The organism is Brucepastera parasyntrophica (genome assembly GCF_022376835.1).
Lineage (GTDB): Bacteria > Spirochaetota > Spirochaetia > Treponematales > Treponemataceae > Brucepastera > Brucepastera parasyntrophica.
The window spans coordinates 1,292,794-1,305,512 of the sequence record NZ_CP084606.1; the positions used below are offsets into that span (position 1 = coordinate 1,292,794).

The window sequence follows — 12,719 nt, forward strand, 5'->3', positions numbered from 1 at the left end:
ATGGAGATGTGTTGATGAAATACGCCATAGACAACAAGACCATCCATGAGGCCAAAGAAGAATACGAAAAGTTCAGCAAGACGGCGGAACTCAGGGACGCCTATGAAGCCCACATGAAATGGGTCCTGGGTTATAACCAATCCCGTGCCGACGGTGAGGCGGCAGGCTTTGAAAAAGGCCGTGCAATGGGCCTGGAAGAAGGGGCAAAGGGAAAGGCTCTTGAAACCGCCCGGAAAATGAAAGCCGCGGAAATTTCCGTTGACGATATCATAACCTTTACCGGTCTTTCTGCTGAACAGATTGCGGAACTGTAGGAAAGCGCAGTAACCGGCCTGCTGAAACCCGACGCACCGTGTAGATCCCCGGGTCATCCCCGCGAAGGCGGGGACCAAGAATGACGGGTTGCACACTGGGACATTCCGGCCCCAGGTGTCCTTGCTACCAGTAGAAGTGCTTGCGGGTTCCGTCCGTCTAAACCTGTTTCTTTATTACCCGCTCCTGTCGTCACCGTCTATGGCCTAATCACTCCGTGCTAAACGGAAACCTATATAATTCATAGCGCTTGACTGGGCAGTATAAGAGTAGCCGTCGATACTAGTCCAAATTTCGGTTTCGGATGGGCCTTCAGTCATAACACCTTCATTTGCAAGATAAAACGCCGCATGGAGGTAAGACCCTCCGTGAACACGTCCACCGTAAGAGTGAAATAAGTGAAAACTCCACTCCCACACATTCCCGCTCATATCATAAAGACCCAAGACATTCGGATTTTTTTTCTTTACTATCTGCGTCTTCCTGGTCCCGTCACCGTTATAAGCGTTGTAATCAGAATCATAGTACCAGGCGACGGCGTCGGTAGCGGCCGCATCCGTATAAGGCGCCGTCGCGCCGCTGGCATAGGTGTACCCGCCACCCTGCCACAATGCGGCAGAAAGCCACTCAGTATCGCTGGGGAGCCGGAAACCTTTCGCGTTCCCATTTTGTCCGATAGACCAAGGCCCCAGGACTGCTGCCCCGACGGAATCCCGTACCGGTTCTCCTCCGTAGGTATACACCATTGCCAGGTTTGATATTTTATGTACATTGTACCATTCGGTCAGCGCGTTGCACCATGCCACGCAATCATACCAGTTCACCATAGTTACCGGTTCATGAATATTTCCGCCCGAGGAATTACTCCCCGCCTGTCCCGCACTCAACGTATATCTTTTTTCGCCCCGCGCTTCATCTGTCGCCCAGGTGTGTACTGTATTCCATAGTTCCCAAGTCACTTCGCTGTCTGCAATCCAATACACATTTCCGGCTGTTTTCATATCACGGCTTGCATCAAACGGGAATGCTTCAAAGACGGCATGTACCGTTACATCCGCCCCCGCCATTATAAAAGTATAAAAGCCGTCATTCCAGTCAGGGTAAATATCTGTTCCGCCTGCGTATGTAACTTTCGGGCTGCCAGTCTTCAGGACATACCCGGTGTCAAGGGTTCCTGTCAGCACCACCGTGTCGCCCTCGACCGCGGCCGCGGCGGCTTCACCGTTTACCGTTACACTCATGCTCCCGTTCGCGGGACTGTCAAGGCTTACGGTAATGCTCCCGCCCAGGGTCACGGCAAGCGCTACCGCCTCATCCCCGCCGTCCGTCACGTCGAAGGGGCCCACCATACGCGTGAATGTGCGCGAACCGCCGTCTTCCATTTCTATCCCGATATACACTTCAGTGTACCTCGCCGATATGTATGTGATCCACGGATTCCCGGTTTCCGTCAGGTCAGCAGGCATTGTTTTTATCAGATCGAGGCGGTTCGAGTCGCTGTACAACTTGATGTCCGCTCCGGTGATGCTATGGCCAGCTATGGTGTTCACCGTGAGCGTGCCGCCCACGGGCACAAAGCTCTCAAATTGCCAGTCGTAGGTTTCGCCGTACACCGCCTTTGTCTCCATATACGAGTGGATATGCACCGCCTCCATGGTCACCGCGCTCTCATACTCGTTCGTGAGGGAAAGTTTCATCAGGTAATAACCCGCGTCCAGTTCCACCGTTCCCGGGTTTTCCGTGTCCCCGTCCAACAGGTCAATGTCATACAGCACACTCCCGTCTGCAAGAGAAATGAGACTGAGCGCGGCCGCAGAAAAGTTCTGTCCCGTTGGAATAGCGACCTCATAGGTGAAATAGCCCGGCGCCGCGTCAGAGATCCGGGAGCTGATGCTCACGTTCACAGCGGTCCGGCTTTCCGCCGTCACCTCAAAGCCCGCGCTTCCCGTCGCCGCTTCGTATTCAGTCCCGGCTATCTCAACATAGCCCGTCACCGTCAGCGTCCATTCTCCCACTTCAAGATCGACCGTCTTACTCGCGCCCGTACTGCCGGTCTCTACCGGCGTCTTTCCTTCAGCCGTAAACACGAGGCCGTACCGCGTAAAGGAGTTCCCGTGCGGCAACAGCGTTCTCGCTTCCGCGTCTCCGCCGTTTATCAGTACGGTCACCCGGCCATTTCCCGCCGCTGGGTTTGCCGCGCTCTGCCGTTCGGTAAAGCTGTTCGAGCAGCCAAGGCTCACAAGAGCCGTCAGCGTTACCGCTGCCAGCAAGGTATATATCAATCCGTTATTCTTCCGTTTCATTTTTGTCCCCTTATTCACTCACCGTAAAGACGGCTTCTTTTGAATACACCGCGCCGCCCTCTGTCCGCACTATCACCAGTATCCGGTGAACTCCCGCGCTCAGGTCGGCCGCGTCAAGAGTAAGGCCCGCTCCCGTCTCGCCGGTTAACTCTGTTCCGTCCGCAAACCACCGGTACCCGCTGTAGCTGCCCGTGACCGTCAGTTTTATTTCCCGGTCGGCCGCGTCCGCAGCAGTCCTTGATATGGCGGAGGCCGGTTCGCCCGTGAGATTTATGCTTTCGGCCGCGTTTCCGGTAAAGGTTATACCAAGGCCCCGCTGGCCCGAGCGTGTTACCGTCACCGTGTAGTCTTTTGTTGTTCCGTCCTCCGCGGTCACCGTGATGGTTATGGTGTTTGCTCCGACAGCCAGAGTCTTCGCGGTCCCGCTGTCACCGCCGACAGTCGCCGTCGAGTCCGCCTTTGTGCCCGTTACCGTGATGCCTGCCACGCTGTTCCCCACGCTTACTGTGTAACTTATGGTATTTGCGTCAAAGGCAGGGACCAGGGTACCCTCGCTCACCGTGACGCCGCTTAAGGTCGCGTTGCTGCTCGGCGCTCGCGTTACCGTCACCGTATAGTCCTTTATTGTCCCATCTTCCGCGGTCACCCGTATCGTTATGGTGTTTGCTCCGACAGCAAGGGTCTGCTCGACACCATTGTTGGCGCTCAGGGTTGCCGTGGTGTCGGCTTTTATGCCGGTTACCGTGATGCCGGTCACACTGTTGGCTACGCTCACCGTGTAACTCGTCGTGTTTGCCGCAAAGGCAGGACCCAGGGTACCTTCGCTCACTGTGATGCCGCTTAAGACCGCGTTGCTGCTCTTCGCCCGTGTGACCGTCACCGTGTAGTCCTGTATTGTCCCGTCCTGCGCGGTCACCGTTATCGTTATGGTGTTTGGCCCAACAGACAGGGGTTTCGCGGTTCCGCTGTCCCCGCCGACAGTCGCCGTGGCGTCGGCTTTTACGCCCGTTGCCGTTATGCTTGTTACGCTGTTACCCACGCTTACCGTGTAACTGACTGTTGTTTCGTCAAAGGCAGGGGTCAGGGTCCCCGCGCTCAGCGTGATGCCGCTCAAATCCGCGTTACCGCTCGGAGGAGCGACTATCACAGTCACTGTGTAATCCTCGCTACTCCCGTCCTCGGCGGTTACCGTGTAGGTCACCGGGTCCGTAAAGTCCTGGCCCTCTCCCGGCCCCGGGCTTACCACAGCCCCGTCCACGCTTATGTCAAGAGCAAGATCTGTTTCATCGGTCCCGTAGGGCGCCGTTATGGTTATGGTCTTGCTCTCCTCATCAACAACAACCGACCCGCCGGCCAGGCTGATGTCTCCGGCCGTTATTGTTTTCCCTGAGCTTGCCCACCGGGCAAAAAGCTTCAGATCTCCGCTCACCTTTATTTTCGATCCGGCCGCGTACAAGGCGCCGTTCCCGTCGGCCCTGGTGTTCCAGCCCATAAACGTGAAGCCGGGCCTCGAAAGGCCGGTCCCCTGCGCAGCCGTTATTCTTTCGCCGTCTTCAACTTCCAGCTTTTTCGGGGCTGTCCCGCTCCCGCCGTTCACGTGGTAGGTCACGGTCCACGTCTTCCTCAGCAGGGCTATAATGAAGGGGTTTTCACACGCCGTGAACAGTCCCCCCGCGACAAGCGCCAGTATACATATTAACCCAATGGCTTTTCTTTTCACTTTTTCCTCTCCTCATACAGAACAGGGCCGGAACTCAACCGCTACCCCTGGTGTTTTTCTTACATATACCCGTGTGTAAGACGCTTATTTTTTACACATGACATTGTGTAAAATCTTTATTCATTACACATCTCTATGTGTAAGACTCATATTCTCTACACAATACCATGTGTGAATATATTCATTTCTTACACATACCTATGTGTAGACTGTTCAAGTCAATATCCTCGAACTAGAACCGGAGCCCGGCGCTCACGCCCGCTCCCCATAAAAAGGGGTACCCGCCCCGGCCAAAGGGTTCCACAAACCAGGAGCCGAACACAAACCTGTAGCCGGCGGCAAGGCCTCCGAGAATGGCGGGCGTCAGTTCCCCCTCCTCAAAAATGAGGCTGGCCCCCAGGTTTCCCTGCACAAAAAGACCCTTCCCGTCTCCGCCGAGCACAGGCACATACCAGCGCACAAGCGCCGACGGCTCAAGGGTCACAAGTTCTGCGAAATCACTGCTTACCGAGACCTGGGTCCCGACCGCGAGGAAGTCGAGCACCAGGTAGTCAAAGCGGAGACCGCCTCCGAAGGACACGCCTTCCCTTGTGTTCGCGTTCGCCTCAAGCAAGAGGCCCGCCGACATTTTGGGTATGCCTGCGGCAGGACTGGACAGTTCGGCACTTTCTCCGGCCGCCGGCTCCTGCGCCGCAAGCGGCGGGAGGAAGAGAAAAATGAGAAGCATACTGCATACGATTTTATTCACCTGAAAACTCCTTTATGATGATATTACGTCAGGTATGGGGCAGAAAATCTGCCTTGTAAAGAAAAAAGCAGTGGCATTGGGGATAAGAAGGGAGAAGGGCCTGGTACATCTTTTTTTCACTTTTTTCTCCTTATCTGCCTGCGGTAAAAAGTCAGGCGGACCCGCGCCCCTTTCCGTCATTCCCGCGAAGGCGGGAATCCACCGCACGTAACACACCGTGAGATCCCCGGGACAAGCCCGAGAATGACGATTGCAGGTTGCGCGCAGGCGGGAACCAGGGATGACGATTACTCGCCACGTCATTCCCCCGAAGGCGGGAATCCGCGCACATAACACACCGTGTAGATCCCCGGGTCATCCCCGCCCCCTACTCCGTCATTCCCGCGCAGGCGGGAACCGAGGATGACGGGTGTACCCGCGCCTGTGTTTCCTGCACAACAGAGTGTGCAGGCTTTTTATTTCCTACACATCAGGATGTGTAAGCTCCATTCTTTCTACACATTGCCATGTGTAACCATTTTGCGTTCCCGGCTGACAAACGGAGCGCGCCCCTGCCCTTCCCGCGTCCCGTTTGGCGGAAGCTCTTCGGGGCAGAACCCGGCAGCGTATAAAAAAGCACCGGCCTGGCTGCGCTCACGCCGTTATGTATGAGAAAGCTGGTTTTGCCGCGGAATATTTTAGTCAGTAAAGTGTATGCTTGTATGCTTGTATGCTTGTATGCTTGTATGCTTGTATGCTTGTATGCTTGTATGCTTGTATGCTTGTATGCTTGTATGCTTGTATGCTTGTATGCTTGTATGCTTGTATGCTTCTACAGCCATGTTATACCTGCACCGGTTTTCTTTGTATTTTTACCATAGTACCACGGATTCCGCATCCAGGCAACTGTTTTTTTCAGAGAAAGCCTGCCCTGCACGGGGAGGCGCTGAAATCGGTCCCAGCGCCAGCGGGCGAGCGGTATCCTTGAGTTCGCAAGGATACCCTTGCGAACTCAAGATTCAAGCGGAGCACGCGGTGCCGTGAGTTGCGGAATTTTCCGCAACTCACGGCAGGCGCAAAAAAAACTGTACTGGCCTCAAAGCATTTTACAGGCAGAATTTTCAGGAAAAGAATTCCTGAATTTCCTTCTGAATCGCTTGCAATATCCGCGATAAAAAAATATATTCTTTAAAATAAGGATTTAATTATGAATAAAAATATACTTTTTGCATTATCTGTGGTCATAGTTTCTTTGGCTTTTTTCTCCTGCGGTAATACTAAAAACAGCAAAGACTCTTCACAAAACGAAAAACCTATTGTGGTCCTCAGCATTCTTCCCCAGCAATACTTTCTCGACCGGATTGCGGAAGATACCGTAAAACCGCTTGTTCTGGTCCAGCAGGGGCAGGATCCTCATTCATATGAACCAACCCCCAGACAAATGCAGGAACTGGCAAAGGCCGCGGTGTGGATTACATCCGGAATAGATTTTGAAAGGGGTCTGCTGCCGAAAATAAAAAGCAGCTCCCCAAGCTCCGTATTGTTGACGGGACAGAAGGAGTTACCTTCCGCCTGCTTGACGAGGATGATCACGATGATCATCCGGGCCATGATAGCTCCATTTTGCATGACCAGCATACCTGGCTTGGCAGGGAAGCCTCAAAAATTATGGCAGGGCATATTTTTGATTCCGTTACGGACCTTCTGCCGGAAAATTCCGAAATGTATGCTGAAAATTACTCGGCACTCCTGTCGGATATTGATCAGGTTTTCGATGAACTTTCCGTTGAGCTTGCGCCTCTGAAGGGAAAAACGGTTTTTGTGTTTCATCCCTCATTCGGATACTTTTTCGATGAATTCGGCATTATTCAGGAAGCCGTTGAAACCGGAGGAAAAGAGCCGACAGCAAAAAATCTTGTTCAGCTTATCGAAAAGGCGAAAGAGGAAAAACCACCGGCAATTTTCGTGCAAAAACAGTTTCCGGTTAAGGCGGCCGAAACCGTGGCCGAGGCGGCCGGCGCGAAAGTTATTATGCTTGATCCCCTTGCCGAAGACTGGCTGGACAATATCCGTGTAATGGGAAATATGCTGAAAACTATCGCCAAATAATTTAAATTATTTGTGTATGTGTTTTTGATGTGAAGAATTGGTTGATTCTTTACATCAAAAACTTAAATTAAAGGTGTATACTATTATAAAAGCGGAATAAATATGGCAGAACAATCCGGTGAAAAATCAGTTATTCTCTGTTTTGATGATGTATCATTTTCATATGATACAACGCCGGTTCTCGAACATGTGAATCTCCACATTCATGAAGGAGATTTTGCAACTCTTGTGGGAAAAAACGGGGCGGGAAAAACAACAATACTCAAGCTGATTCTGGGAATAGAGAAAGCCTCAGCCGGGACCATTGAACTGTTTGGCAGGTCCCCTTCCGAAGGATGCAGAAAGATCGGATATATACCCCAGCAGACTATTTATGATCCCGCCTTCCCGGTTTCCGTAAAGGAAGTCGTAAAAATGGGCAGGCTCCACCCCCTTTCACGCAAATTTTCCGCTGAAGATAATGAGGCTGTTGAACGCGCCTTATCACAGGCTGATATTTCCGAACTGGGAAACAGGCCTTACGCGGCCCTGTCCGGGGGCCAGCGCCGGAGAGTCCTGCTTGCGAGGGCCCTGTCTATTGAGCCGGATCTGCTTATACTTGATGAGCCGACCGCAAATATGGATGTGGAAAGTGAAAACCGTCTGTACCGGACGCTTGGCGATTTAAAAGGAAAAACAACCATTCTCATTGTTACCCATGATACTGATTTTGTATCTTCCCTGACTGATTCCGTTTTCTGTGTCGGCGAGTATAATCCTGAAACGGGAAAAAGCAACCGCTCTGTGGTCAGACACAATATAAGCAAGGTAGAGGAAGAAAAAGGGCAGACGGCAGGAGGAAATGAATACAGAATACTGCATAACAGTGATATTTCCGATCACTGCATTCACTGCCAGCACAAAAATCGGGATATGGCCGGAAAGGACAAAATTACATGAATTTCCTGACAAATATACTATTCAATCCTGATATAATCTTTATACGCAATGCTCTCATCGCAGGACTCCTCTCTTCGGTCCTTTTCGGGACTCTTGGTTCTATTGTTACCGTAAAACGGATAGCGGGACTGGCGGGCGCGATTTCGCACGCAGTACTCGGCGGCATCGGCATGGCACTTTTTCTGTCGGCGACAGGGATTATTCCAGGGATGAGTCCTATGGCAGGCGCGATTATTTTCGCCGTCCTGTCCGCTCTTATTATAGGCCTTGTATCCCTGCGCGCAAAACAGCGGGAAGATACTGTTATCAATGCTATCTGGGCAATAGGAATGAGCATAGGCGTTTTATTTATGGCAAAAACCCCTGGTTATACCGATCCTTCCAGCTATCTTTTCGGAAATATGTTGCTTATTTCCAATCAGGACCTTATATTATTGGCAGGGCTTGATGTTGCAGTACTGCTTTTAGCATGGAAATTCTACCCGCAGATAGAAGCTTCATCATTTGATGAGGAATTTGCCCGCCTTCGCGGGGTAAAAACCAACATGTTTTTTTTGATCCTTCTTGCAATAATTGCCATTGCCATTGTCCTGCTCCAGACGTTTGTCGGGATTCTGATGGTAATTGCAATGCTGACACTGCCTTCCGGCACAGCGGGCTATTTTGTTAAAAATATAGCAGGGATGATGGTGTTTGCAAGCATTTTTTCCGCGCTGTTTTCCTGCGCGGGACTCGCCGCCGGCTGGGTACTTGATGTTCCTGTAGGAGCTATGACTGTTGTTATTGCCGGAGCCGTATTTTTATGTGTAACAATTCTGTCTCTTGCAAAGAAAAAAATGCGGGGTAAAATAAAGCAGGGACAGGCGTAACAGGACAGAAAAGGGGTATTTTTCCAGGTCATATGTTTTAGTACTTTCTGTTTTTATAAAACATGTATATAATTAAGAAAAATATTTATTGTTTTTTTTGCTGTATAATTATGCAGCCGGAGGAAGATTGGGGTGACAATATCTCATCATGAGAAAGAAAAAAAGTCGATAAAAACAAGAATCCTCCAGACAATGGCCATACCGTTTATATTTATGTTCCTGCTCCTTTACGCGGTTTTCTTTATAAGTATGAGAAGCCTCCTCGGGGAAAGGGAACTCGATAATATGATAAACCAGGCAAAACTGGCGGAGAATGTCCTGGTGTCTTCTGTCAGTTATCTGCCTAGCATTACAAGAGACTGGTCAAGCTGGGATTATACCTATGACTATGTTCTTGGCGATTATGATGAATTTCTTGACGATTATCTCACCGAATATCCCTTCCAGCTGTTCAGACTGAATTTCCTCGCGGTTCTTGATGTCAGGGGTGATATTGTATATGAAGGCTATTATGATTTCTGGAACGCAGCTTTTATGGAAAATCCGCCGGATCTGTCCGGCTTGTATGAAGTCATCGGCCCTCTGACGGTATCAACGTTTGATGAAAAAGAACTGCTTGATCTGACCAATACAACACAGATTGGCATGGCCGGATTTGTGAGCCATGATCAGTCCATATACTATCTGAGTTCATATCCGGTCTTGCGTTCAGATGAAACAGGGCCCTGCGCCGGAGCTTTTATTTTCGGAAGAATCATTGATGACGCGGAAATGGCTTTTCTGACAAAAGACTCTGAAATAAGCTTTTCAGTTTCAGAAATTAATAATACGGATATCTCCGCGGGCGAAAGGGAATCCTTACTGGCAAACCGGAGTATAGTGATAGCTCACGATGATAGTGCAACCACATTTGAATTGTTTGCCGATATCTTCGGCAATGATACCCTTGCAGTATCCATTTCGAGTCCGAGAACGCTGTATTCTGAAGGAAGCAATTTCATTAATATTGTGCTTGGCGTCGCGGCGCTCTGCTGTATTATTGTATTATTTGTAATTTTCAATCTGCTCAATAAAACAATAGCTGTCCCCTTAACTGAAATGGCCGCGGAAATAAAAAATATTAATATGGAAAAAACAGGGGCCTCATTGAATTTCAAAAGTAATACAAAGGAAATGGATAACATCGCGAATGCCATAAATGATATGCTTTTCCGCATAAAAAATGACCGTGATATTATACGGACAAGCAACGAAATACTTAATTACAGCGCAAATTATGACATTTTAACCGGCCTGAAAAACAGAACAAGTACAATAAAAGACTTAAATACTATCATCCAGAAAGCAAAAGCAAATCTGAATACCATCACCGTTTTTTTCATTGATTTAAACAGGTTCAAGTTTATCAATGATACGCTGGGACATAATCTCGGGAATAATTTCATTATCCTCGTCGCGAACAGACTGAAAAAGGAATTCGGTGAAGACGCGCTGCTTTCGCGTATGGGCGGAGATGAATTTGCAATTGTTATTGAATCCCTCAAAGATGATGTTGAAGAGCAGTTTTTCGCAGAGAGAATTTTTAATGTATTTAAAACGCCCTTCCGTATGAAGGAAAGAGAGTTTCTTATCAACGTTGCAATAGGGTCCAGCAGTTATCCGGAAGACGGACAGGATGCCGAAACAATGATAAAAACAGCCGATATTGCCATGTACCGGGCCAAAGATCAGGGTGAAAATTCCTATGTTCCGTATAAAAAAGAATTTCACGCCGCGCTTCAGAGAAAGATTTATATAGAAAATAAAATCCGGAGTGCGATTAATAATAACTGCAGGGAATTCCGGGCATTTTTCCAGCCCAAGCTTTCCGTTGAAACGGGAGAAATTACAAGCAGTGAAGCTTTAATCCGCTGGATGTCGCCGGAGGGAGTTATAGGCCCGCTGGAATTTATTCCACAGGCTGAAGAATCCGGCCTGATTATTCCCCTGAGCTGGTGGATGATAAGGGAATGCTGCAGGATCGGAAAATTATTCGAGCAGGAAGGTATTGATAATACCATTGCAATAAATATTTCAGCCCAGGTTTTGCTCCATGAAGATTTTATTCCGGTAATCAGGAGCGCTATAGAAGAAACCGGGATTGATGTAAGAAAACTTGATATAGAAATAACCGAGTCGACCCTGCTTGATGATATGGAGAAAGTAAATACTATCCTGCGCGAATTGCATAATGTAGGAATGGAAATATCCGTAGATGATTTCGGGACTGGGTATTCTTCCCTGAGTTATCTGCATAAACTTTCAGTTGACCGGATTAAAATAGACCGTTCTTTTATTATAAGAATTGATGAAGAAGATGATGATAAGGCTATTATTAACGCGATTGTAGCAATGGGCAAGAGTCTCCACATGGTAATAACGGCGGAAGGAGTGGAGGATGAATCCCAATATGCTTTCCTGAAAAGTATCAAGTGTGACGAAATACAGGGATATTACATCAGCAAGCCGCTGCCATACGATGAATACATTGATTTTATGAAACAATGGAATAATAACCGGAAAGGCATGAATTTATAGCGGGGATCAAAGATTCTCCATCTTCAATTCGGACTGCTTTGCAGGGCGGTACAGGTAAAATCCCTGCAGATCAACAGCGCCGAAGGTTTTGCACTGTTCGTACTGAAATTCAGTTTCAATACCGTTTATGCAGATTTTCTTGTGCATGGAACGGCTCAGCTTTATTATGATTTCAATGAATTCCCTTGAGTATTCTTCATTGATTGTCTGCACAAAAACGGAAGAAATTTTTATAATATCTATCGGAAGATCTCTCAAATGCAGAAAGGAAGAGTTCCCGCCGCCGAAATTATCCAGAGCTATTTGTATACCCCTGCTGCGGAGCTGTTTGCAAACCATAAACATGCGTTCACTGTCACCAACAGCAATACTCTCGCTGATACTGATAATAATGTTACGGTAATCTACGCCGGTATCATCAAGGATATTTTCGATCCTGTTTACAATTTCTTTCTGGTTAAACTGCTTTGCCGAAAGATTGATTGTTACGGAAAAATCTTTTTGCCCCGTCTGGTTTATTTTCATACATTCCCGGGCGGCGCTCCGGAGGACATACTCACCTATGGGAATCATAAATCCGAGATATTCAGCTAACGGAATGAATTCATTGGGCAGGATGATATTATCATAATCGTACATTCGGAGCAGGGCCTCCATACCGGTTATATTTCCTGATTCAGCTGAAACAATGGGCTGGTAATGAACTTCAAAGCCTTCAAAATTATTATTCATTGCCTTTCTGAGAAGCGATTCCATCCGGGAACGCTGGACAGCCTTATCATTATATCGGCTCTGGTAGTATTCATAATTATTCTTGCCCCGCCGTTTTGCTTCATACATGGCAATATCAGCGTGCTTTATGATTGTTTTCCACTCTTCATCCTTTCCTGAAAATTCTACTACCCCTATGCTGAGCGTACAGTAAAACTGTTTATCAAGAGCCTGCCAGGGCGTGCCGGACCGCTCCAAGAGTATGCGCAGGTAATCCGCCACATTACCGATATTTTCATGATTAATCAGTATAACAAATTCATCTCCGCCGAATCTGAAAACCTTATTCGGTTCGCTGAACATTGTGTTGAGAAAAGCCGCAAAAGATTTCAGGATGCCGTCTCCGTAATCATGTCCGTAACAGTCATTTACGACTTTAAAGTCATCCATAT

The 12,719-nt window shown here is 48.7% G+C and carries 8 protein-coding genes and 1 pseudogene; 5 read left to right on the forward strand and 4 right to left on the reverse strand.

The genetic code is table 11. The annotated features are described in order from the left end of the window. Window positions 1-14 precede the first annotated feature (14 nt). Window positions 15-314 carry a hypothetical protein gene (locus tag K7I13_RS06185; protein ID WP_255948802.1) on the forward strand — a complete coding sequence of 100 codons (300 nt, stop codon included), beginning with the start codon at window positions 15-17 and terminating at the stop codon, window positions 312-314. A 204-nt stretch (window positions 315-518) separates the two neighbouring features. On the opposite strand, the gene K7I13_RS06190 is transcribed toward K7I13_RS06185, so the two are convergent. The 3 genes from K7I13_RS06190 to K7I13_RS06200 form a co-directional block, all read right to left on the reverse strand. Beyond that, window positions 519-2,615 (reverse strand): formylglycine-generating enzyme family protein, encoded by a 2,097-nt coding sequence (locus K7I13_RS06190; RefSeq protein WP_255948803.1) that lies wholly within the window; start codon window positions 2,613-2,615, stop codon window positions 519-521. Between the two features lie 10 nt (window positions 2,616-2,625). Continuing rightward, window positions 2,626-4,335 carry a cadherin-like beta sandwich domain-containing protein gene (locus K7I13_RS06195; protein ID WP_255948804.1) on the reverse strand — a complete coding sequence of 570 codons (1,710 nt, stop codon included), beginning with the start codon at window positions 4,333-4,335 and terminating at the stop codon, window positions 2,626-2,628. Between the two features lie 232 nt (window positions 4,336-4,567). Next, window positions 4,568-5,083: a hypothetical protein gene (locus tag K7I13_RS06200; RefSeq protein WP_255948806.1), complete on the reverse strand. Its 516-nt coding sequence runs from the start codon at window positions 5,081-5,083 to the stop codon at window positions 4,568-4,570. Window positions 5,084-6,269: 1,186 nt separating this feature from the next. Here K7I13_RS06200 and K7I13_RS15875 point away from each other — a divergent pair. The 4 genes and pseudogenes from K7I13_RS15875 to K7I13_RS06225 all read left to right on the forward strand — a co-directional run bounded on the left by K7I13_RS15875 (window position 6,270) and on the right by K7I13_RS06225 (window position 11,556). After that, window positions 6,270-7,171: pseudogene (locus K7I13_RS15875) on the forward strand (metal ABC transporter solute-binding protein, Zn/Mn family). Between the two features lie 102 nt (window positions 7,172-7,273). Further along, window positions 7,274-8,110, forward strand: coding sequence for a metal ABC transporter ATP-binding protein (locus K7I13_RS06215; protein ID WP_255948808.1), 837 nt, complete (start codon window positions 7,274-7,276; stop codon window positions 8,108-8,110). Beyond that, window positions 8,107-8,979 carry a metal ABC transporter permease gene (locus K7I13_RS06220; protein WP_255948810.1) on the forward strand — a complete coding sequence of 291 codons (873 nt, stop codon included), beginning with the start codon at window positions 8,107-8,109 and terminating at the stop codon, window positions 8,977-8,979. The genes K7I13_RS06215 and K7I13_RS06220 overlap by 4 nt, the downstream gene beginning before the upstream one ends. A gap of 132 nt (window positions 8,980-9,111) precedes the next feature. Continuing rightward, on the forward strand, window positions 9,112-11,556 hold the full coding sequence (locus tag K7I13_RS06225; protein WP_255948812.1) for an EAL domain-containing protein: 2,445 nt from the start codon (window positions 9,112-9,114) through the stop codon (window positions 11,554-11,556). A gap of 6 nt (window positions 11,557-11,562) precedes the next feature. Here K7I13_RS06225 and K7I13_RS06230 read toward each other — a convergent pair whose 3' ends face one another. Then, complete coding sequence (locus K7I13_RS06230) at window positions 11,563-12,717, reverse strand: putative bifunctional diguanylate cyclase/phosphodiesterase (protein ID WP_255948813.1); 1,155 nt, start codon at window positions 12,715-12,717, stop codon at window positions 11,563-11,565. Window positions 12,718-12,719 lie beyond the last annotated feature (2 nt).